Origin of the sequence: Streptomyces tauricus, assembly GCF_014650955.1 — a bacterium.
GTDB classification, from domain to species: domain Bacteria; phylum Actinomycetota; class Actinomycetes; order Streptomycetales; family Streptomycetaceae; genus Streptomyces; species Streptomyces tauricus.
In genome coordinates this window covers 181,075-201,755 of sequence record NZ_BMVY01000008.1, presented here as the reverse complement: position 1 = coordinate 201,755, position 20,681 = coordinate 181,075, and the positions used below count along the sequence as shown (strand labels likewise).

The window sequence follows — 20,681 nt, the reverse complement described above, 5'->3', positions numbered from 1 at the left end:
CGGGCGTCCGGAGGCGCTCGGGAGCACCGCCGGGCGGGCGGGGGCACGCGTGGGCCCGGCGCACGGCGCTGCCGTACGCCGGAGAGCTACGGCTGCCCGCCCTGGGAGGTCTGCTTCACACCGAGCAGCACGGTGTCCCGGCCGTCCTCCTCGGCGAGCTGGACCTTGACCGTCTCCCGCAGCGACGTGGGGAGGTTCTTGCCGACGTAGTCGGCGCGGATCGGGAGTTCGCGGTGGCCGCGGTCGACGAGGACGGCGAGCTGCACGGCGCGCGGACGGCCGATGTCGTTCAGCGCGTCGAGGGCGGCGCGGATGGTGCGGCCGGAGAAGAGCACGTCGTCGACGAGGACGACCAGTCTGCCGTCGATGCCGTCACTCGGGATGTCGGTGCGGGCCAGCGCTCGCGGCGGGTGCATGCGCAGGTCGTCGCGGTACATGGTGATGTCGAGGGAGCCGACCGGGATCCGGCGGTCGGTGATCTCCTGGAGCTTCACGGCGAGCCGCCGCGCCAGGTGGACGCCCCGGGTCGGAATGCCCAGGAGCACCACGTCCTCGGCGCCCTTGGCGCGCTCGACGATCTCGTGGGCGATGCGGGTGAGGACCCGCGCGATGTCGGGCGCCTCCAGAACGGGCCGGGCGTCGGACTCGTACTGCTGCTTCTGCTGTTCGGTGTCCATACGAAACGGACCTCCTTCTCCGCCTCTCGGGACGGATCATTAAAGGACGTCGGAATTGCGCCATCCACGGTACCAGCCCGGCAATGCCCCTGATCACCCCCCTCGTCCCGGCCGTGCTCCCCTTCCACGGGGAGACCGGTCCGGACCATTCGGCTTGACGAGCCAGAGTCACGCTGCGTAACCTCACAGTGAGTCACCAGCCGCGCGGCCGAGCCGCACGTCGACACAGTGTCCGGGGAGCTATATGTCCAGCGAATACGCCAAACAGCTCGGGGCCAAGCTCCGCGCCATCCGTACCCAGCAGGGCCTTTCCCTCCACGGCGTCGAGGAGAAGTCCCAGGGCCGCTGGAAGGCGGTCGTGGTCGGTTCGTACGAGCGCGGCGACCGCGCCGTGACCGTGCAGCGTCTTGCCGAGCTGGCGGACTTCTACGGCGTTCCCGTGCAGGAGCTGCTGCCGGGCACCACGCCGGGCGGGGCCGCCGAGCCGCCGCCGAAGCTGGTCCTCGACCTGGAGCGACTGGCCCACGTACCGGCCGAGAAGGCGGGCCCCCTGCAGCGTTACGCGGCGACGATCCAGTCCCAGCGCGGCGACTACAACGGCAAGGTGCTGTCGATCCGCCAGGACGACCTGCGCACCCTCGCCGTCATTTACGACCAGTCGCCCTCGGTCCTCACCGAGCAGCTGATCAGCTGGGGCGTCCTGGACGCGGACGCGCGCCGCGCGGTCTCCCACGACGAGGGCTGACCCGCACCAGCACTGAGAAGAAACGTGCCCTCGGGGTGGCCGGAACCAGCTGGTTCCGGCCACCCCGAGGGCTTTTCCACGCCCCGTACGGCCCCGAGGTGGCAGCGGGTACGCCGGAGGGCCCCCAGTTACTCACTGGGGGCCCTCCGGCGTACCTCAGGGGCGCGGCGAACTGCGCGCTCGACCCCCGGCGACCCGCACACGACAACGAACCGTGCGAAGTGGAGCGCCGAGGCTCAGGCGTCGTCCCGGCGCAAGGAGGACTTGAGCTCCTTGAACCGGCCGAGAAGCCCGTTCACAAAGGCGGGCGAGTCATCCGTGGAGAACTCCTTGGCGAGCTGCACCGCCTCGTCGAGCACGACCGCGTCCGGGGTCTCGTCCACCCAGATCAGTTCGTACGCGCCGAGACGCAGGATGTTGCGGTCGACGACCGGCATCCTGTCGAGCGTCCAGTCGACGGCGTACTGCGAGATGAGCTCGTCGATGCGCCGCGCGTGGTCCGCGTAGCCCTCGACCAGCTCCATCGTGAACTCGCTCACCGGCGGCTGCCGGGTGTCCGTCCTGGAGTGCCGGATCCAGTCGGCGAGGACCGTCTGGACGTCGACGTCTCGCTGGTCGCCCTCGAAGAGGATCTGGAAGGCGCGCTTGCGGGCCGTATTGCGGGCAGCCACGGTTAGCTGTTCACCCGGCCGAGGTAGTCGCTCGTGCGGGTGTCGACCTTGATCTTCTCACCGGTGGTGATGAAGAGCGGGACGTTGATCTGGTGACCGGTCTCCAGGGTGGCGGGCTTGGTGCCGCCGGTGGAACGGTCGCCCTGGACGCCGGGCTCGGTCTCCTGGACGACGAGCTCGACGGCGGCCGGCAGCTCGACGAAGAGCACCTCGCCCTCGTGCTGCGCCACGGTGGCGGTGAAGCCCTCGATCAGGAAGTTGGCGGCGTCGCCGACGGCCTTGCGGTCGACCATGAGCTGATCGTAGGTCTGCATGTCCATGAAGACGAAGTACTCGCCGTCCATGTACGAGAACTGCATGTCGCGCTTGTCGACAGTGGCCGTCTCGACCTTGACGCCGGCGTTGAACGTCTTGTCGACGACCTTGCCGGAAAGCACGTTCTTCAGCTTGGTGCGCACGAAGGCGGGGCCCTTGCCGGGCTTGACGTGCTGGAACTCGACGACGGACCAGAGCTGGCCCCCGTCGAGCTTGAGCACCAGGCCGTTCTTGAGGTCGTTCGTGGAAGCCACGGTTGCGGAATCTCCTGGACTGACGTGGACGACCCCGGTAACACGCGCAAACTAGAGCGCGAGCAGTTCCTTGGTCGTGATGGTGAGTAGCTCGGGTCCGCCGTCCGCCTCAGGGCGCACGACGAGCGTGTCATCGATCCTGACACCGCCCCGGCCCGGAAGGTGGACCCCCGGTTCGACGGTGACCGGCACGCAAGCGTCCAGTTTACCCATGGCCGCGGGGGCCAACTGCGGCTCCTCGTCGATTTCGAGCCCCACACCGTGTCCGGTCGACTCGGGAAGGCCCTCCGTGTACCCGGCGGAGTCCAGCACCTGGCGGGCCGCGCGGTCCACGTCACGGTAGGCGGCGCCGGGCACCAGGGCCTCGCGGCCGGCCCTCTGGGATGCGAAGACGAGGTCGTACAGCTCGATCTGCCAGTCCGCGGGAGAGGTGCCGATGACGAAGGTGCGGCCGACCTCGCAGCGGTATCCGTGGTAGGTCGCCCCCAGGCAGACGGAGAGGAAATCTCCCTCCTCGACCCGGCGGTCGGTCGGCCGGTGGCCGCGGCGTCCGGAGTGCGGCCCGGTGCCGACCGACGTCCTGAAGGCCGGTCCGTCGGCGCCGTGGTCGACGAGGCGGCGTTCCAGTTCCAGCGCGAGGTGCCGTTCGGTGCGGCCGACGAGGATCGACTCCAGGAGTTCGCCCAGGGCCTGGTCGGCGATCTCCGCGCCGATGCGCAGACAGGAGATCTCCTCCTCGTCCTTGGTCACCCGCAGCTGTTCGACGGCTCCGCCGACGTCCGCGAGGCGCAGGGCGGGTGCGACCGAACCGATCGCCCGGTGGCGGGCCACGGTGAGGTGGTGCTCCTCGACGGCGAGGGAGTCGGCGCCCTGGCCTGCGGCGAGGCCCGCGGCGGCGACGGCGGGGTCGCCGCCGGGGCTCGGCAGCGTGTGGACGCGCAGGGCGGCGTCCGGGCGGCCGTCCGCGGCTGCGGTTGCGCCTGCCGCTGCGGCCTGCGCTCCGGGTGTGATGCCGTGTACGAGCAGGTCCTCGGCTCTGCCCAGCAGGAGGACCGCGCCGGGTGGGGCCACGCCTGTGAGGTAGCGGACGTTGGCCGGGCGGGTGACCAGCGCGGAGGCGCTGCCGCTGGCGTTGACGCGTTCCCTTAGCCGGGCTCGGCGGGTTTCGTGCACCTCTGGCATGGTGCGAGCGTATGAGCTTCGCTCGGATTGTGCCGGTTTGAGGGGGCCGGGTGGGGTGGGGGTGCGCTTGTTGCGCCGTTCCCCGCGCCCCCAAGAAGCGGGTGCGGCGCCGTGACCGCTTGTTGCGCCGTTCCCCGCACCCCTGAAAAACGTGCCGGTGCCTGCGCCCCCGGAGCTTCCCCGCGGGGGCCGTGGGGGTCGGCCGCGCCGTTCCCCGCGCCCCTTCGGGGGCGCCGTTGCGGGGTGGGTGTCAGGTGGGGGTTACCACTGGGGTGGGCTTGCGATGGAGCGGGACAGGACCTCGTCCAGGACTCGGGCCGTCTGGGGGACGTCCAGCTGGGAGTTGTCGATGATCGGCAGGCCCGAGCCGTACCAGCCGGCCATCCGGCCGTGGATGCGGGCCACTTCCTCGTCGGTGAGGCGGCGGTTTCCGGAGCGCTCCGCGTTGCGCTCCAGGACTATCTCCAGGCCGGGCAGGAGGACGACCGGCAGCAGCCCGGGCCCGACATGCCGCTTCCAGCCGCCGAGGCCCACCACGGGCCGGTCGGGGAACACGGCGTCGTCGAGGATGCAGGAGATGTTGTTGGCCAGGAAGTTGCGGGCCGCGAAGCCGCAGGTGCGGCGGGCGAGCCGGTACTGCGCCTCCGACATGTCGTTCCAGCCGGACTGCGGGTCGGCGAAGCCCGAGCGCACCCACTCGCGGACGTCGTCCAGGCTGATGTGCGCCGTGGGCACTCTGCGGTGGTCCGCCCAGTACTTCGCGACGCTGGTCTTGCCGGCGCCCGCGGGCCCGATGAGCAGCACGGCGAGCGTCGTGGACGTCGGGTCGGGCGTGCCGGTCGCGGGCGGCGCGCTCGGCATCGGCACGGGACCGCCCGGCGGCAGCTGGACATGGCCCGTGGTGTCCGGCGTCGGCGGTACGGGAGCGTGCTGCGGGACGGCGTGGTGCGGCGCGGGCGGATGGCCCGGCGGATGCGGAGGACCCGGCGGGCGCGGGGCCGCGGGCCCTGTCTGCGCTCCGGCAAAGCCCGGCGGCGGCCCCGCGGGGACACCGGGGTGCGTACCGGGGTGGTGCGGTCCCGGGTGTGGTGCGGCCCCCGACCAACCGGCGGCCGGTCCGTGCCCCGGCTGATGGGGCGGCGGCAGCGGAGACCCCACTGCGTGCTGCATCCGGTGCCACTCCGTCTCGTACAGGCAATGGGCGCTGGCAGCGGGGCACCTGCCCCGCTCGCCTACCGAACGGTACCGTCCCCGGCCGCCGTTTGGTGAACGGCCGGGAACGGCCCGAAGTGCCCGTCCGCGCAAGGCGAATCGGCGCAAGTGCCGCCTGCGGGAGCTATTCGCCCACTTCGCCGTAGGCGGCGAGGAGCACCGCCGGGTCGGGGCCCTCCAGGACGGTCGGCTTGGCCAGGCCGTCGAGGACGATGAAGCGCAGGAGGTCGCCGCGGGACTTCTTGTCGACCTTCATGTTCTCCAGGAGCTTGGGCCACTGGTCATAACGGTAGGTCAGCGGCAGCCCGACGGACTCCAGGATCGTGCGGTGCCGGTCCGCGGTCACGTCGTCGAGGCGGCCCGCGAGACGGCCCAGTTCGGCGGCGAAGTGCATACCGACCGAGACCGCGGCGCCGTGCCGCCACTCGTAGCGCTCGTTCTTCTCGATGGCATGGGCGAGGGTGTGCCCGTAGTTGAGGATCTCGCGCAGCCCGGACTCCCTGAGGTCGGACGAGACGACCTCGGCCTTGACCCTGATGGAGCGCTCGATGAGTTCGGCGGTGTGCGGCCCCTCGGGCGTACGGGCGCCCTGCGGGTCGGCCTCGATGAGGGCGAGGATCTCCGGGTCGGCGATGAAGCCGGCCTTGATGATCTCGGCGAGCCCCGACACGAAGTCGTGGACCGGCAGCGAGTCGAGCGCGGCGAGGTCGCACAGCACGCCGACGGGCGGGTAGAAGGCGCCGACGAGGTTCTTGCCCTCGGCGGTGTTGATGCCGGTCTTGCCGCCGACCGCCGCGTCCACCATGGCCAGCACGGTGGTGGGGATGGCGATCCAGCGCACCCCGCGCAGCCAGGTCGCCGCGACGAAGCCGGCCAGGTCGGTGGTGGAGCCGCCGCCGACGCCGATGATGACGTCGGTGCGGGTGAAGCCGGACTGCCCGAGCGCCTTCCAGCAGTACGCGGCGACCTCCGCGGTCTTGGCCTCCTCCGCGTTGGGCACCTGGATGGCGACGGCCTCGAAGCCCTGTCCGGCGAGGTCGGCGCGGAGCGCGTCACCGGTCTCGGCGAGCGCCTCGGGGTGGATGACGGCGACCCGCTTGGCCCGCTCCCCCACCAACTGGCCGAGTTCACCGAGGAGTTGGCGGCCGACCAGGACCTCGTACGGCTCGCTGCCCGCCGTACCGCCGACGTGGATCCGCGTCACTGCCTCGTTCATGCTTCCTTCAACTCCAGTGCGTCGAGGACCGCTCGGGTGACCTCTTCGGGGGTGCGGCCGTCGGTGGCCACCACGGCGCTCGCGACTCCCGCGTACAACGGGCGGCGGGCGTCCATCAGTTCGCGCCACTGCCGGCGCGGGTTCACCGCGAGCAGCGGGCGGGCCGCGTTCAGGCCGGTGCGCTGCACGGCTTCCTCGACGTCCATCGACAGGTACACGACGGGCTGTCCGGCGAGCAGTGCCCGGGTGTCCTCGTCGAGGATGGAGCCGCCGCCCAGCGCCAGGACGCCGTCGTGTTCCGCGAGGGCCCGCCGCACGGCCTGCTTCTCGATGGCGCGGAAGACCGGCTCGCCCTCGTCCACGAAGATGTCCGCGATGGTGCGGCCCTGCTCGGCCACGATGTCCTCGTCGGTGTCCCGGAAGCGGCAGCCGAGCCGCTCCGCGAGCAGCGCGCCGACCGTGGACTTGCCGACGCCCATCGGGCCGACCAGCACGATCCTGGGACCGGTCACCGCACGACCAGGTTCTTCAGGTAGGACTGCACGTTGCGGCGGGTCTCCGGCACGCTGTCGCCGCCGAACTTCTCCGCCACCGCGTCCGCCAGGACCAGCGCGACCATCGCCTCGGCGACGATCCCGGCCGCCGGCACCGCGCACACGTCGGAGCGCTGGTGGTGCGCCTTGGTGGCCTCGCCGGTCGCCACGTCGATGGTGGCCAGGGCGCGCGGCACGGTGGCGATGGGCTTCATCGCCGCCCGTACGCGCAGCAGTTCGCCGGTGGTCAGGCCGCCCTCGGTGCCGCCGGAGCGGCCCGAGGTGCGCCGGATGCCCTCGTCGGTCTGGACGATCTCGTCGTGCGCCTTGGAACCCGGCACCCGCGCGAGGTCGAAGCCGTCCCCGACCTCCACGCCCTTGATCGCCTGGATGCCCATCAGCGCCGCCGCGAGACGGGCGTCGAGGCGCCGGTCCCAGTGCACATGCGAACCGAGGCCGACCGGGACCCCGTACGCGAGGACCTCGACCACTCCGCCGAGCGTGTCGCCGTCCTTGTGGGCCTGGTCGATCTCCGCGACCATCGCCTTCGACGCGTCGGCGTCCAGGCAGCGCACCGGGTCCGCGTCCAGCTTCTCGACGTCGTTGGGGGTGGGGTACACGCCGTACGGGGCCTTGGCCGCCGCCAGCTCCACCACGTGCGAGACGACCTCGATGCCGGCCGTCTCCTTCAGGTACGAACGCGCCACCGCACCCAGCGCCACCCGGGCCGCGGTCTCCCGCGCCGAGGCCCGCTCCAGGATCGGCCGCGCCTCGTCGAACCCGTACTTCTGCATACCGGCGAGGTCGGCGTGACCGGGTCGCGGCCGGGTCAGCGGGGCGTTGCGGGCCAGTTCGGCGAGGATCTGCGGGTCGACCGGGTCGGCCGCCATGACCTGTTCCCACTTGGGCCACTCGGTGTTGCCGACCATCACCGCGACCGGCGAACCGAGGGTCAGGCCGTGCCGGACACCGCCCAGGAAGGTGACCTCGTCGCGCTCGAACTTCATCCGCGCGCCGCGTCCATAGCCCAGGCGCCGCCGGGCCAGGTGGTCCGCCACCATCTCCGTGGTGATCGGCACGCCGGCGGGAAGACCCTCCAGCGTCGCCACAAGTGCCGGACCGTGGGACTCCCCGGCGGTCAGCCAGCGCAACCTGCTCAACGGTGCTCCTCATGCTCGCGCCCTGGTACTGCGTACTGCTCCTGCGTACGCGCGTCCTCGCGTACGGCGACGGCGCGACCGGGTGCGCGGCCCTGGCCCGCCGCCTCCGATCCTCCCACGTCCGCGCCCCGCGCCCGGCCGCAGGTCCACCTGGCGGACGCGCCCCGGTCACTCCGTGGTGCCGATAAGCGCCACTCCGTGATGCCGGTACGCGTCACGTCGTGGTGCCGGTCGGCGTCAGGCCGCGCTGTCGTCCCGCCGGGCCTGCGGGGCGTACGAGCCCAGGTGGTCGGCGCCGCGGCCCTGTGCGAACCGTGCCGACTCGGGGATGGGCCGCCCGGCGCGCACCGCCCGGTGGTACGCGAGCTTGCGCTTCAGCTTGAGAGCCCAGACCGTCAGGACGGCGAGCACGAAGACCCCCAGCGCGGTGCCCTGCGCCCAGTCCGGCAGGAAGCCGACCACGGACTGGAAGATCTCCGACTTCCAGGACGCCTGTGTCACGTACATGGTTCTGTCCCCCGATTTTCCGGTACCCCCGACTCCGCCCCCGCGGAATCGAAAGCCGGATCCTAGCGGCCGTCCTGGCGGGCCGCGAGGGACTTCTCCCCCGCCGTCCGCATGGTGTCGACCGGGCCGGGAGCGAGGCCCGTCATCTGCTCGACCTGGAGGACCGCCTGGTGTACAAGCAGGTCGAGCCCGCTGACGACGGCGCCTCCGTAGGCGGACCAGCGGGCCGCGAGTTCGGTGGGCCAGGGGTCGTACAGGACGTCGAAGAGGGTGGCGGGCCGCTCGGGGACGGACGGGGCGAGTGCGTCGGTGGCGCCCGCCGGGGTGGTCGCGATCACCAGGGGCGCGCGCAGCGCCTGTTCTGCGTCCGACCAGTCCGCCGTACGCACCTCGATGTCGAGCCGCTCGCCCCACTGCCGCATCTCGGCGGCACGGGCCGCGCTGCGGACGTACGCGACGACCTCGCCCGTGCAGACCCGGGCGAGCGCGGCCAGCGCGGAGGAGGCGGTGGCGCCCGCGCCGAGGACCGCCGCGGATTCCACTTGTTCGATGCCGCGCTCGCGCAGGGCGGCGACGATCCCGGGGATGTCGGTGTTGTCGCCGACGCGGCGGCCGTCCTCGGCGCACACCACCGTGTTCACGGCCTCGACGGAGGCCGCGGTGTCACTGATCTCGTCGAGCAGCGGAATGACCGCACGCTTGAGCGGCATCGTCAGTGAGAGTCCGGCCCATTCGGGACCGAGTTTCCCGATGAATTCGGGCAGCGCCGCCTCGTCGATCTCGAAACGGTCGTACGACCAGTTGTGCAGACCCAATTCACCGTATGCGGCGCGGTGCAGCACCGGGGAAAGGGAATGGCCGATCGGGGAACCGAGAACGGCGGCTCGGCACCGCCGGTCCCCGTCAGTCCTTGTTGCGCCGCTCATTGAATTTCTGAACCAACTTCTCGTGCTCGGCCAGGGTCTTGGTGAAGTCCGTCTTCTTGCCGTCGATGGAGATGAAGAACATCCACGCACCGCCGTCGGGCTTCAGCGCCGCCCTCAGCGCTTCGTCGCCCGGATTACCGATCGGCCCGGGTGGCAGACCCTTGTAGAAGTACGTGTTGTACGGGTCGTCGTAGTTGCGGATCTCGGCGACCGAGATATCGATCTTGCTCTGACCCTTGAGGTAGTTGTACGTCGAGTCGAACTCGAGCTTCTGGTTGGTGACGTCGTTCGTCGGCTTCAGCCGGTTGTAGACGACGGACGCCATCTTCTTGAAGTCGTCGTGCGTGATGCCCTCGGCCTGGACGAGGCTGGCGACCGTGACGACCTGCAGCGGGTCCTCAAGGCCGAGGTCCTTGGCCTTCGCCTCCAGGTCGTACTTGGCGTACTCCTTGTTGGCCTGCGCGACCATGTCCTTCAGGACGGTCTCGGGCTTCATGTTCTTGTCGGCGGGATAGGTCGCCGGATAGAGGAATCCTTCCAGCGGGTCCTTGATGTCGCTGTCGGCGTCCGCCCAGTCCGGCAGCCCGAGGCTCTTGTACTTCTTCTTGGCGACGTCCGCGGTGGTGCCCTTGGAGAGATCGAGCTGTTTGTCGATCGCCTCGTACACCGTGACATTACGCTGCCCTTCCCTGACGACCAGATTGTTCTGGCTCTTGGGATCGAGCATCAGCGCGACAGCGCTTTCCGCGGACATCTGCTTCTTCAGCAGATAGGAACCCGCCTGGATCTTGTCGCCGTTCTCGTTCTGCGCCTGGGCCGCCACGAAGGCGTCCACACTCTTGACGACTCCGGCCGCCTTCAGTTTCTGGCCGATCACCGATCCGAAGGCGCCCTTGGGAATGACGACGGTCACCTGACCGCCGGTCCCTTCGCCCGCGTAGTCGGGGGCCGAACCGAAACGGCTCTGATAGAACTGGTAGCCGAAATAGGTGACGCCACCGCCCACCGAGAGCAGGACGAGGGAGACCACCAGGCAGGCACAGCCGTTCCGGCTCTTCTTCTCGCCTTTGCCCTTGCTCCCCTTACCGCCTTTGCCGCCTTTGCCACGGCGGCGGCTCTGCGGGTCGTCGTCGGTGTCGTCCTCGTCGTCATCCGCGAAGAACGCGTGCTCGCCCTGGTCCGGCCCCGGGTCCCAGTCGGTGCGCTGCGATTCCGGTTCCGCTTCGGGTTCCGGTTCGGCGCGACGGCGGCTCGGCGGCTCCGGCGGCGGATAGGCGTCGGGGGTCCCGTAGTAGTCGGGCTGCTGGCCGTCGTACGCCACGGCCTGGCCGCCGTAGGGATCGTTCGGATCACCGGCGTACGGGACCTGCTGCTGCGGCGGGTACTGCTGGCCGTCCCAGCCGCCGCCGTTGTACGGCCGGCCGTTCTGGTCGTACTGCCCGCCACCCTGGTCGGTGTAGCCCTGCCCACCCTGACCGTTGTACTGCTGCGGAGCATGACCGCCGTACTGCTGCTGCCCCTGGACGTAGTGCTGCTGCTGTCCCTGGGCGTGCTGCTGCTGCCCCTGGTCGTAGTCGGCCTGCTGACCCGTGCCCCAGTCGCCGTACTGCGGCTGCTGCGGCTGCTCCGGATAGTGCTGCGGCTGGCCGCCGTAGGGGGACTGGGCCGCCTGGGCCTCCTGTCCACCCCATCCGCCGTCCCCGTACAACGGGTCCTCGGGATGCCACGGTTCGGAGCCTGGGCCCCGGCCATACTCAGTCATCGATCCCCTAGAGCCGCGAGGCGGTGGTCGCGCGGTGGCTGGGCTTCCGTCGCCTCTCTCCTGTGCGGAGGCTATTCGAACACCACCGCATCGCGCGGAACGTTACCGTACCGCGATCAGATGACCACTTCGACGCCCTCGCCCGGAGATGTACCTGACACCCGTTCGGACTCCAGGGCCTGCTGGAGGATGATCACGGCCGCGACCTGGTCGATGACCGATCTGCCTTTCTTGGACTTCACACCCGAGGCGCGCAGTCCCTGACTGGCCGTCACTGTGGTCATCCTCTCGTCCACGAGGCGCACCGGTACGGGTGCGATCCCGCGTGCGAGCTCCTGTGCGAAGGCGCGGACCTTGACGGCGGCCGGGCCCTCGCCCCCCTTGAGGGAGCGAGGGAGACCGACGACGACCTCGATCGGCTCGTACTCCTCGACGAGTTGCCGCAGCCGCCGGTGGGCGGCCGGGACGTCACGTCCCGGCACGGTCTCCACCGGCGTGGCGAGGATCCCGTCGGGGTCGCAGGAGGCGACCCCGATCCGGGCGTCCCCGACATCGATGGCGAGCCGCCGGCCGCGGCGCATGACCCGCTCGCCGTCGCTCACTTGGCGGTCTCGGCCACGAGTCGCTCGACGGCGTCGGCGGCCTCACCGATGGCGGCCGGGTTCTGGCCACCGCCCTGGGCCACGTCGGGCTTGCCGCCACCGCCGCCGCCGAGGGTCTTGGCGGCCGTGCGCACCAGCTCACCGGCCTTGAGACCGCGCTCGCGGGCGGCCTCGTTGGTGGCGATGACGGTGAGCGGTTTGCCGTTGACAGTGGTGAACAGGGCGACCACGACGGCCCGTCCGCCCTGGATACGGCCGCGTACGTCGAGGACCAGCTTGCGCAGGTCGTCGGCGCTCGTGCCGTCCGGGACCTGCCCGGTGACAAGTGCGATGCCGCGTACGTCCTTGGCGGACCCGGCGAGACCGGCGGCGGCCTGGAGGACCTTCTCCGCGCGGAACTTCTCGATCTCCTTCTCGGCGTCCTTCAGCTTGCCGAGCATGGCCGAGACCTTCTCCGGCAGCTCCTCCGGACGGCCCTTGATCAGCTCCTGGAGCTGGGCGACGACCGTGTGCTCACGGGCGAGGAAGTTGTAGGCGTCGACACCCACCAGGGCCTCGATACGGCGTACGCCCGAACCGATCGACGACTCACCGAGCAGCTTGACCAGGCCGAGCTGGGCGGTGTTGTGCACATGGGTGCCGCCGCACAGCTCCTTGGAGAAGTCGCCGATGGTGACCACGCGCACGCGCTCGCCGTACTTCTCGCCGAACTCGGCGATGGCGCCCTGCTTCTTGGCCTCGTCGATGCTGAGGATCTCGGCGTGCACGTCGAGGTCGCGGGTGAGCACCTCGTTGATCTTCTGCTCGACGTCCGTCATCACGGCCGTGGGTACGGCGGACGGGGAGCCGAAGTCGAAGCGGAAGCGGCCGGGCTGGTTCTCGGAACCGGCCTGGGCGGCCGTCGGGCCCAGCGCGTCGCGCAGGGCCTGGTGCGTGAGGTGGGTGGCCGAGTGGGCGCGGGCGATGGCCGTGCGGCGGCGTACGTCGATGACGGCCTGGGCCTTGGCGCCGACGGTCACCTCGCCCACCTGGACGACGCCCTTGTGGACGTACACCCCGGGGACGGGCTTCTGGCAGTCGCGGACCTCGATCACGGCGCCCGTGTCGATCTTGATGCGGCCGGTGTCGCCGATCTGGCCGCCGCCCTCGGCGTAGAACGGGGTGCGGTCGAGGACGATCTCGACCTCGTCGCCCTCGGTGGCGGCCGGCGAGGAGGCGCCGTCGACGAGGATGCCGACGACCGTGGACTCGCCCTCGGTGCTCGTGTAGCCGATGAAGTCGGTCTCGCCGGCAGCGTCGGCGATCTCACGGTAGGCGCCCATGTCGGCGTGCCCGGTCTTCTTGGCCTTGGCGTCGGCCTTGGCGCGCTCCCGCTGCTCCTTCATCAGGCGCCGGAAGCCGTCCTCGTCCACCGAGAGGCCCTGTTCGGAGGCCATCTCCAGGGTGAGGTCGATCGGGAAGCCCCAGGTGTCGTGGAGCAGGAAGGCCTTGTCGCCGGACAGGACGGTGCCGCCGGAGGCCTTGGTCTCCGTGACGGCGGTGTCGAGGATGTTCGTGCCGCCCTTGAGGGCCTTGAGGAAGGCGGCCTCCTCGGCGAGGGCGACGGTCTCGATGCGCTTGCGGTCGGAGACCAGCTCCGGGTACTGCCGGCCCATCATCTCGATGACGACGTCGACGAGGTCCTGCACGACCGGTCCTGTGGCGCCGAGCAGCCGCATGTTGCGGATGGCGCGGCGCATGATGCGGCGCAGCACGTAGCCGCGGCCCTCGTTGCCCGGGGAGACGCCGTCGCCGATGAGCATCACGGACGTCCGCATGTGGTCGGTGACCACGCGCAGGGAGACGTCGGAGGCGTGGGCGGCGCCGTACTCGACACCGGTCAGCTCGGTGGCCTTCTTGATGACGGCCATGGAGGTGTCGATCTCGTACAGGTTCTGCACGCCCTGAAGGATCATGGCCAGGCGTTCGAGACCGAGGCCGGTGTCGATGTTCTTGCTCGGCAGTTCGCCGAGGATCTCGAAGTCCTCCTTCGAGGTGCCCTCGCCGCGCTCGTACTGCATGAAGACGAGGTTCCAGATCTCCACGTACCGCTCGTCGTTGACGGCGGGGCCGCCCTCGACGCCGAACTCGGGGCCGCGGTCGTAGTTGATCTCGGAACACGGGCCGCAGGGGCCCGGGACGCCCATGGACCAGTAGTTGTCCTTCTTACCCAGGCGCTGGATGCGCTCCTTCGGGACGCCGACGACCTCGTGCCAGATGCGCTCGGCCTCGTCGTCCTCCAGGTACACGGTGATCCAGAGCTTCTCCGGCTCCAGGCCGTAACCGCCCTTGTCCTGGGGGCTGGTCAGCAGCTCCCAGGCGTACTTGATGGCGCCTTCCTTGAAGTAGTCGCCGAAGGAGAAGTTGCCGCACATCTGGAAGAACGTGCCGTGCCGGGTGGTCTTGCCGACCTCTTCGATGTCCGGCGTACGGACGCACTTCTGGACGCTGGTGGCACGGGCGAAGGGAGGCTTGACCTCACCGAGGAAGTACGGCTTGAAGGGGACCATGCCGGCCGGGACCAGGAGGAGAGTCGGGTCGTCCGCGATGAGCGACGCCGAAGGGACGACGGTGTGCCCGCGCTCCTCGAAGAAGCTCAACCAGCGGCGACGAATCTCGGCCGACTCCATCAGTGGTCCTCATTCCGGTTGTACGTGTACGTCGACCTCTCGACGTACGTCGGGTTCTTGCTGTACTTCGGGTTCTTGCCGTGCTGCGGGTCGTCGCCGCTCTCCAGGGCGGCGAGGCGGCGCGGAGGCAGTTCGGGGTCGGCGTTCAGTCCGAGCGCCTCGCCGAGTTCCGCCTCGCGCTGGACCATGCCGGCCCGGACGTCGAGTGCGAAGTCCTTGACGCGGTGGCCCGCCTCGATCGCCTTGTCGGCGGCTCTGGCCGCCAGGCTCTCGGGCGTCAGCTGCTTGATCTTGCGGTTGACCTTGGTGGTGGCCCATACGCCGGCGGCTGCGCCCGCGGTGAACCAGAACGTACGGCGGAACATCGCTGCGTCAGTCCTTCTTCCGCTTTCCCCGTCGCGCCGACGGGACGGTGCGGCCCACGATCACGGTGCGTCGCGTGGGCTTGGCGGGCTCGTCCTCGCGGCGGCCGCCCATGGCCCGGCGTACGCCGTAGCCGAACGCCGCCACCTTCACCAGCGGGCCGCCGAAGGTCGAGGCGACGGTCGAGGAGAGCGCCGACGCGTTCGACGTGACCTCCTGGACGTCCGCCGCGATGGCGTCGACGCGCTCGATCTGGGTCTGCGCGGAGCGCACGGCCGCGGAGGCGTCCGCGAGGAGCGGGACCGTCTGTTCGGTCACGTCCGCGACGAGCTTGGTGGTCGCCCTGAGCGTCTGGGCCAGCCTCGCGAGTGCCACCGCGAGGAAGGAGACCAGGATCGCCCAGAAGACGGCCACCAGGATCCCGGCCACCTCACCACCGGACACTGCGCACCCGCTCCCTGAACTCGTGCCTCACCATCGAAAAGTCGTCCTCCGACCCTATCGCGCCGGGGCCGCGGCTCCGTACCGGATTACTCCCGCCCCCGCCAGGGTTGTGCGAAGTGATTGTACGGAGTGCTCATGGATGAGTACGCTCCGTTTCCTATGCGCTCTTCTCAGGGTTCTGAGCCCTCCGACACGGGGGCGGGCGGTCACCGGGCCGGCAATCTGCCCCTCGAACTCAACGCTTTCGTGGGCCGCGCGGCCGAACTGACGGAGCTGGGCGCGGCCCTGGACGCCGGCCGGCTGGTGACGGTGACAGGCCCGGGCGGGGTCGGCAAGTCGCGGCTGGCGGCGCGCGCGGCGGCCGGGCTCCGGCCGGACGACGGGGTGTGGCGGGTGGAGCTGGCCGAGCTGCGCGAACCGGAACTCGTCGAGTACGCGGTCGTGGAGGCGCTGGGACTCACGGATCACACCTCGCGGCCGCCGCGCCGGGTCCTGCTCGACCATCTCGCGGAGCGCCGACTCCTGCTCGTGCTCGACGGGTTCGAGCATCTGGTCGACGCGTGCGCGTCGCTGGTCGGTGAGCTGCTGCGGCGCACGGCGGGCCTGCGGGTGCTCGCCGTGGGGCGCAGACCGCTCTCGGTGGAGGGCGAGCGGGTGTTCCCGCTGGCACCGCTGACCGAGCCGGAGGCGGCCGAGCTGTTCGCGGACCGCGCCGCCGCCGGCACGCCGGGTTTCGCGCTGCACGACGGCAACCGCGCGGACGTCCAGGAGATCTGCCGGCGGCTCGACGGGGTCCCGCTCGCCGTGGAGCTGGCCGCGGGACGGCTGCCGGCCCTCGGCCCGGCCCAGCTGCTGGCCCGGCTCGACGACCGCTTCCGGCTGCTCACCGGCGGTGGACGCGACACGCTGCCACGCCATCAGACGCTGCGGACGGCGATCGGCTGGAGCCATGAACTGTGCACACCGGTGGAGCGGCTGATGTGGGCGCGGCTGTCGGTGTTCGCCGGACAGTTCGACCTGGAGTCCGTGGAATACGTGTGCGGGGGCGGCGGGCTGCACCCCGACAACATCCTCGACGTCCTCCACGAGCTGCTGGCCCAGTCGGTGATCACCCGCGAGGAGACACCGGCCGGGGTGCGCTACCGCATGCTGGACACGGTCCGGGCGTACGGCGCGGACTGGCTGGAGGCCACCGACGACGGGGCGCGGCTGCGGCGGCGCCACCGCGACTGGTTCATGGGGCTCGCGACCTGGGGCGAACTGGACTGGTTCTCGCCCCGGCAGCGCGAGGTGGCCGCGCGGGTGGAGGCGGAACTGCCGAATCTGCGCCGCGCCCTGGAGCACTGCCTGAGCGAGCCGGACGACGGGCATCTGGGCCAGTACCTCGCGGGGACCCTCTGGTTCTACTGGGTGGGCTGCGGGCGGCTGTCGGAGGGGCGGCACTGGTTGGAGCGCAGCCTTGACCTCGACACCGAGCACGAGGGCTCGCGGCTGAAGGCGCTGTGGGTGCTCGGCTATGTGGCGATCCTCCAGGGCGACACCGTGCCCGCGTTCACCGCGCTCGGCGAGTGCCGCCGGACGGCGGAACTCGCCGGGAACCGGACCGCGCTGGCCTACACCGAGCACCGCACCGGCTGTCTGGCCCTGGTCACCGACGACATGCCCCGTGCGGAGAGCCTGCTGCGCTCGGCGCTCGACCGCTATCACGAGATCGGCGAGCTCAACAGCAACGTCCTGATGGCACAGGTGGAGCTGGCGATGGCGCTGGCCTTCCAGGGTGATCTGCCGGGCGCGGTGCGTCTGTGCGAGGAGGTGCGCCGGGTCTGCGTCGACCACGGGGAGCGCTGGTCACTGGCGTACGCGCTGTATGTGCTGGCGTACTCGGCCTGGACCGAGGGTGATCTGACCGGGGCCCGGCGGCTGCTGGCGGAGGGCCTGGACATCACCGATGCCTTCCACGACCTGCTCGGCACGGTCCTGGCGGTGGAACTGCTCGCGCTGATCACCGTGGCGGAGGGCGACGCGGCCGAGGCGGCGGTGCTCCAGGGTTCCGCGTCCCGGATGTGGCCGTCGGTGGGGCTGCCGCTGTTCGGCTCGGCCCACTACAACGCTCCGCACGAGCAGTGCGAGGCCATGGCCCGTAAGCGGCTGGGCGACGAACGGTACGAGGAGTGCGTACGGGCCGGGGCGCGGCTGGGCCGGCAGGCGGCGGTGGGCCGGGCGCTGGGACGCACCCGGCCGGAGGCACTCGGCGCGCCGGCGGCGCCGCGTGGCATCCCGGCGCCCCCGGACATGCGAGAACCCGCCGCCTCGCCCACCCGCAAGGGTGGGGAGGCGACGGGCTGAAAGCAGGCGCGAGGCCGGTGGTGCGGTGTACGCCTGATCAGCGGGCGTAGTACTCGACGACGAGCTGCTCGTCGCAGATCACCGGGATCTCCTTGCGGTTCGGCTCGCGGTCCAGGCGGAACGCCAGGGCGCCGAGGTTCACCTGGAGGTAGCGCGGGGTCTCACCGTCGGGGGCGAACCCACCGGCACGGGCGACCTCGAACAGCGTCTTGCTGCGGCTGCGCTCGCGGACCATCACGACGTCGTCCGGCTTGACGCGGAAGGACGGCTTGTCGACCTTGCCGCCGTTGACCTCGATGTGGCCATGGACGACCATCTGGCGGGCCTGGTAGATCGTGCGGGCGATGCCCGAACGCAGAACCAGGGCGTCGAGACGACGCTCCAGCTCGATGACCAGGGCCTCACCGGTCTTGCCCTGCGTCTTGGCGGCACGCTCGTAGGCGCGGACGAGCTGACGCTCGGACACGTCGTACTGCGCGCGCAGACGCTGCTTCTCCAGCAGACGGACCTTGTAGTCCGAGTTCTGCTTGCGGCCGCGGCCGTGCTCGCCCGGCGGGTAGGGGCGGGCCTCGAAGTACTTGACGGCCTTCGGGGTCAGCGCGATGCCGAGGGCACGCGACTTCTTGACCTTGGGGCGGGACTGGTTCGTCATGAACCAAACACCTCGTGATTTCTGATGTGAATACGGCTTCACCAGTGGTTAGGGGAGGTCGCATCCGCAGCCAGGGAAACCCTTCGGGCCCTGACGGACCTGCTGGGCAGCCGCTCCCTGAGCTGGGCACATGTGCAGCACGCGAGAGGCCCACCGACCGGTTCCCGGAGAATTCCGAGAGGGTGATGGGCTGCCCGCGACACCTTCGACGGTGCGCGACGCTCCTGGATTCCTCACCCGGGGGTGGGGGCTCCGGCTGCATGTCCCGTTCTGGTGGTGCCAGCCGGGGCCGGACACGGGACGCAGCGCTTCGGAGAGTCTACAGGTGATCAGGACCGTCCTCGACCGAGGTGCTTCCTGGTCCACTCCACCGCGTCCGCGTAGCGCGCCTCGGCGCCGTGCCTGGTCGGGGTGTAGTACTCGCGGTCCTTGAGTTCCTCGGGCGCGTACTGCTGGGCGGCGATGCCTTCGGGCAGGTCGTGCGGATACACGTACCCCTGCGCGTGGCCGAGCTTGGCCGCGCCCTTGTAGTGCCCGTCCCGCAGATGCATGGGCACGGGACCCGCGTGCCCCTTGCGTACGTCCTCCATGGCGGCGCCGATCGCGGTCGTCGCGGCGTTCGACTTCGGGGCCAGGGCGAGGGCGATGGTGGCGTGGCTGAGGGTGAGCGCGGCCTCGGGGAAACCGATCATGGCGACGGCCTGGGCGGCCGCGACGGCGGTCGGCAGGGCGTTCGGATCGGCCAGGCCGATGTCCTCGCTGGCGGAGATCATCAGCCGGCGGGCGATGAACCGGGGGTCCTCGCCGGCCTCGATCATCCGGGCCAGGTAGTGCAGTGCCGCGTCGACGTCCGAGCCCCTGATCGACTTGATCAGGGCGCTGGCCACGTCGTAGTGCTGGTCGCCGTCGCGGTCGTACTTCACCGCGGCCCGGTCGACGGTCTCCTCCAGGGTCTGGAGGGTGATCTCGGCGTCCTTCTTGTCGAGCGCCGCCCCGGCGGCGGCCTCCAGGGCGGTGAGGGCACGGCGTGCGTCGCCGCCCGCGATCCGCAGCAGGTGCTCCTCGCTCTCCTCGGGGAGGGTGAGGGCGCCCTTGAGACCGCGCTCGTCGGTGAGCGCCCGGCGCAGCAGCCCGCGCAGGTCGTCGTCGGTGAGCGGTTCGAGGGTGAGCAGGAGCGAGCGGGACAGCAGCGGGGAGATGATCGAGAAGTACGGGTTCTCCGTGGTCGCCGCGATCAGCGTCACCCAGCGGTTCTCCACGGCGGGCAGCAGGGAGTCCTGCTGGGCCTTGCTGAAGCGGTGGATCTCGTCCAGGAAGAGGACGGTCTCCTTGCCGTAGCCGCCGGTGGCGCGGCGGGCGCCCTCGATGACCGCGCGGACCTCCTTGACGCCCGCGGTGATCGCGGACAGCTCCACGAAGCGCTTGTTCGTCGCCTTGGAGACCACGTACGCGAGGGTCGTCTTGCCGGTGCCCGGCGGACCCCAGAGGATCACCGAGGAGGGTCCGGCGGGGCCGCCGCCGCCCTCGCCGACGAGTCTGCGCAGGGGCGAGCCCGGCTTCAGCAGATGCTGCTGGCCCTCGACCTCGTCGAGAGTGCGCGGACGCATCCGGACGGCCAGAGGGCTCCCGGACGGGTCCTTCTCCTGGCGTTCCTCGGCTGCGGCGGTAAACAGGTCGGGCTCCACGTTCGAAACCCTATGTCACGCCACTGACAGAGCGGCCGAGCCCTTGTCCCGCAAGGGCTCCGGCGGTCACATCGGGTGGTTGAGCCCGTTCAGCTGGTCCAGAAGTCCCACCAGCGCGTCAGGATCAGCATGCCGATGATCCCGATGTGCAGGACCGGCAGCACCCAGGCGAACTCGCCGAAGAACCCCTTGAGCCAGCCGGGCGCGGGCAGGAAGTCGTGCCGGACGTTGTGCGCGGTCACGGACCAGAACATGACGATGGTCGCGACCCAGGCCAGGCAGCACCACAGGCAGAGCGAGTTGATCGTGTACAGCGACTCGTACTGCAGCCAGGTCACGAACCCGACGCCGAACAACATGCCCGCGTTCAGGGTCAGCCAGTACCAGCGCGGGAAGGTGCTCCGGGCGAGCAGGCTCACACCGACGCAGATCACGATGCCGTAGGCGACGAGGCCCATCATCGGGTTGGGGAACCCGAAGGCGGAGGCCTGGTCGCTCTTCATGATGTTGCCGCAGGAGACGACCGGGTTCAGGCTGCAGCCCGGCGTGAAGCCCGGGTCCTCCAGCAGCTTGAACTTGTCGATGGTGATGACCCAGGAGGCCAGCAGCCCGGCCGCGCCCGTGATCACCAGCAGCAGGGCGAGGAACCGCCCGCCGCCCACGGTCCGTGGGGCTCCGGCGGCCTCCGGGCCGGTGGAGACGCCTTCCCTGACTGTCGTCTTGCTCATCACGCCGTTTCCGTAGCTTGAGAGGACCTTCC

General features: G+C 70.5%; 20 protein-coding genes. 2 read left to right on the top strand and 18 right to left on the bottom strand.

Annotated features, from left to right (window positions below; translation table 11 throughout):
• Positions 1–86: 86 nt before the first annotated feature.
• On the bottom strand, positions 87–677 hold the full coding sequence (pyrR, locus tag IE278_RS15905) for a bifunctional pyr operon transcriptional regulator/uracil phosphoribosyltransferase PyrR (protein ID WP_189772783.1): 591 nt from the start codon (positions 675–677) through the stop codon (positions 87–89).
• A gap of 244 nt (positions 678–921) precedes the next feature.
• On the opposite strand from pyrR, the gene bldD reads away from it, so the two are divergent.
• Complete coding sequence (gene bldD, locus IE278_RS15900; RefSeq protein ID WP_067366005.1) at positions 922–1,422, top strand: transcriptional regulator BldD; 501 nt, start codon at positions 922–924, stop codon at positions 1,420–1,422.
• A gap of 236 nt (positions 1,423–1,658) precedes the next feature.
• Here the strand turns inward: bldD and nusB are convergent, their stop codons facing one another.
• The 14 genes from nusB to IE278_RS15830 all read right to left on the bottom strand — a co-directional run bounded on the left by nusB (position 1,659) and on the right by IE278_RS15830 (position 15,238).
• Positions 1,659–2,093: a transcription antitermination factor NusB gene (gene nusB, locus IE278_RS15895; RefSeq protein ID WP_189772780.1), complete on the bottom strand. Its 435-nt coding sequence runs from the start codon at positions 2,091–2,093 to the stop codon at positions 1,659–1,661.
• Positions 2,094–2,095: 2 nt separating this feature from the next.
• Positions 2,096–2,662: an elongation factor P gene (gene efp / locus IE278_RS15890; protein ID WP_055513022.1), complete on the bottom strand. Its 567-nt coding sequence runs from the start codon at positions 2,660–2,662 to the stop codon at positions 2,096–2,098.
• 51 nt (positions 2,663–2,713) lie between these two features.
• The gene (locus IE278_RS15885) at positions 2,714–3,844 is read right to left on the bottom strand and encodes an aminopeptidase P family protein (protein WP_189772778.1); all 1,131 of its coding nucleotides are present in this window, start codon (positions 3,842–3,844) and stop codon (positions 2,714–2,716) included.
• A gap of 261 nt (positions 3,845–4,105) precedes the next feature.
• Positions 4,106–5,014 carry a Pro-rich N-terminal domain-containing protein gene (locus IE278_RS15880; RefSeq protein WP_189772776.1) on the bottom strand — a complete coding sequence of 303 codons (909 nt, stop codon included), beginning with the start codon at positions 5,012–5,014 and terminating at the stop codon, positions 4,106–4,108.
• A gap of 166 nt (positions 5,015–5,180) precedes the next feature.
• Entirely contained in the window at positions 5,181–6,272 is a 1,092-nt protein-coding gene (aroB, locus tag IE278_RS15875; RefSeq protein WP_189772774.1) for a 3-dehydroquinate synthase, read from the bottom strand.
• Positions 6,269–6,751, bottom strand: a complete 483-nt coding sequence (locus IE278_RS15870) for a shikimate kinase (RefSeq protein WP_189772972.1) — start codon at positions 6,749–6,751, stop codon at positions 6,269–6,271. Before IE278_RS15870 ends, aroB begins: the two co-directional genes overlap by 4 nt.
• A gap of 29 nt (positions 6,752–6,780) precedes the next feature.
• The gene (gene aroC, locus IE278_RS15865; RefSeq protein WP_107019675.1) at positions 6,781–7,965 is read right to left on the bottom strand and encodes a chorismate synthase; all 1,185 of its coding nucleotides are present in this window, start codon (positions 7,963–7,965) and stop codon (positions 6,781–6,783) included.
• 237 nt (positions 7,966–8,202) lie between these two features.
• Positions 8,203–8,472, bottom strand: a complete 270-nt coding sequence (locus IE278_RS15860; protein WP_189772772.1) for a hypothetical protein — start codon at positions 8,470–8,472, stop codon at positions 8,203–8,205.
• Between the two features lie 62 nt (positions 8,473–8,534).
• Positions 8,535–9,398 carry a shikimate dehydrogenase gene (locus IE278_RS15855; RefSeq protein ID WP_189772770.1) on the bottom strand — a complete coding sequence of 288 codons (864 nt, stop codon included), beginning with the start codon at positions 9,396–9,398 and terminating at the stop codon, positions 8,535–8,537.
• Positions 9,376–11,160, bottom strand: a complete 1,785-nt coding sequence (gene mltG / locus IE278_RS15850; protein ID WP_189772768.1) for an endolytic transglycosylase MltG — start codon at positions 11,158–11,160, stop codon at positions 9,376–9,378. The genes IE278_RS15855 and mltG overlap by 23 nt, the downstream gene beginning before the upstream one ends.
• Positions 11,161–11,276: 116 nt before the next feature.
• Complete coding sequence (gene ruvX, locus IE278_RS15845; protein WP_189772971.1) at positions 11,277–11,741, bottom strand: Holliday junction resolvase RuvX; 465 nt, start codon at positions 11,739–11,741, stop codon at positions 11,277–11,279.
• 17 nt (positions 11,742–11,758) lie between these two features.
• Positions 11,759–14,431: an alanine--tRNA ligase gene (gene alaS / locus IE278_RS15840; protein ID WP_189772765.1), complete on the bottom strand. Its 2,673-nt coding sequence runs from the start codon at positions 14,429–14,431 to the stop codon at positions 11,759–11,761.
• Positions 14,431–14,796: a DUF6167 family protein gene (locus IE278_RS15835; RefSeq protein ID WP_189772764.1), complete on the bottom strand. Its 366-nt coding sequence runs from the start codon at positions 14,794–14,796 to the stop codon at positions 14,431–14,433. Before IE278_RS15835 ends, alaS begins: the two co-directional genes overlap by 1 nt.
• A 7-nt stretch (positions 14,797–14,803) precedes the next feature.
• Positions 14,804–15,238: a DUF948 domain-containing protein gene (locus IE278_RS15830; RefSeq protein WP_107019681.1), complete on the bottom strand. Its 435-nt coding sequence runs from the start codon at positions 15,236–15,238 to the stop codon at positions 14,804–14,806.
• 159 nt (positions 15,239–15,397) lie between these two features.
• Here IE278_RS15830 and IE278_RS15825 point away from each other — a divergent pair, with 159 nt between their 5' ends.
• Entirely contained in the window at positions 15,398–17,584 is a 2,187-nt protein-coding gene (locus IE278_RS15825; RefSeq protein ID WP_246570336.1) for an ATP-binding protein, read from the top strand.
• Between the two features lie 37 nt (positions 17,585–17,621).
• Here the strand turns inward: IE278_RS15825 and rpsD are convergent, their stop codons facing one another.
• The 3 genes from rpsD to IE278_RS15810 all read right to left on the bottom strand — a co-directional run bounded on the left by rpsD (position 17,622) and on the right by IE278_RS15810 (position 20,649).
• Positions 17,622–18,236, bottom strand: a complete 615-nt coding sequence (rpsD, locus tag IE278_RS15820) for a 30S ribosomal protein S4 (RefSeq protein ID WP_107019683.1) — start codon at positions 18,234–18,236, stop codon at positions 17,622–17,624.
• Positions 18,237–18,565: 329 nt separating this feature from the next.
• Positions 18,566–19,921 (bottom strand): replication-associated recombination protein A, encoded by a 1,356-nt coding sequence (locus tag IE278_RS15815; protein ID WP_189772760.1) that lies wholly within the window; start codon positions 19,919–19,921, stop codon positions 18,566–18,568.
• A gap of 89 nt (positions 19,922–20,010) precedes the next feature.
• On the bottom strand, positions 20,011–20,649 hold the full coding sequence (locus IE278_RS15810; protein ID WP_189772758.1) for a vitamin K epoxide reductase family protein: 639 nt from the start codon (positions 20,647–20,649) through the stop codon (positions 20,011–20,013).
• Between the last annotated feature and the right edge of the window lie 32 nt (positions 20,650–20,681).

What these genes read in the sequence shown, in the direction of transcription:
- pyrR (WP_189772783.1), bottom strand. Translation starts at nt 677, where the DNA reads ATGGACACCGAACAGCAGAAGCAGCAGTACGAGTCCGACGCCCGGCCC.
- bldD (WP_067366005.1), top strand. Translation starts at nt 922, where the DNA reads ATGTCCAGCGAATACGCCAAACAGCTCGGGGCCAAGCTCCGCGCCATC.
- IE278_RS15855 (WP_189772770.1), bottom strand. Translation starts at nt 9,398, where the DNA reads ATGAGCGGCGCAACAAGGACTGACGGGGACCGGCGGTGCCGAGCCGCC.
- mltG (WP_189772768.1), bottom strand. Translation starts at nt 11,160, where the DNA reads ATGACTGAGTATGGCCGGGGCCCAGGCTCCGAACCGTGGCATCCCGAG.
- IE278_RS15870 (WP_189772972.1), bottom strand. Translation starts at nt 6,751, where the DNA reads ATGGGCGTCGGCAAGTCCACGGTCGGCGCGCTGCTCGCGGAGCGGCTC.
- IE278_RS15885 (WP_189772778.1), bottom strand. Translation starts at nt 3,844, where the DNA reads ATGCCAGAGGTGCACGAAACCCGCCGAGCCCGGCTAAGGGAACGCGTC.
- aroB (WP_189772774.1), bottom strand. Translation starts at nt 6,272, where the DNA reads ATGAACGAGGCAGTGACGCGGATCCACGTCGGCGGTACGGCGGGCAGC.
- IE278_RS15880 (WP_189772776.1), bottom strand. Translation starts at nt 5,014, where the DNA reads ATGCAGCACGCAGTGGGGTCTCCGCTGCCGCCGCCCCATCAGCCGGGG.
- alaS (WP_189772765.1), bottom strand. Translation starts at nt 14,431, where the DNA reads ATGGAGTCGGCCGAGATTCGTCGCCGCTGGTTGAGCTTCTTCGAGGAG.
- rpsD (WP_107019683.1), bottom strand. Translation starts at nt 18,236, where the DNA reads ATGACGAACCAGTCCCGCCCCAAGGTCAAGAAGTCGCGTGCCCTCGGC.
- IE278_RS15860 (WP_189772772.1), bottom strand. Translation starts at nt 8,472, where the DNA reads ATGTACGTGACACAGGCGTCCTGGAAGTCGGAGATCTTCCAGTCCGTG.
- IE278_RS15835 (WP_189772764.1), bottom strand. Translation starts at nt 14,796, where the DNA reads ATGTTCCGCCGTACGTTCTGGTTCACCGCGGGCGCAGCCGCCGGCGTA.
- ruvX (WP_189772971.1), bottom strand. Translation starts at nt 11,741, where the DNA reads ATGCGCCGCGGCCGGCGGCTCGCCATCGATGTCGGGGACGCCCGGATC.
- IE278_RS15810 (WP_189772758.1), bottom strand. Translation starts at nt 20,649, where the DNA reads ATGAGCAAGACGACAGTCAGGGAAGGCGTCTCCACCGGCCCGGAGGCC.
- IE278_RS15825 (WP_246570336.1), top strand. Translation starts at nt 15,398, where the DNA reads ATGCGCTCTTCTCAGGGTTCTGAGCCCTCCGACACGGGGGCGGGCGGT.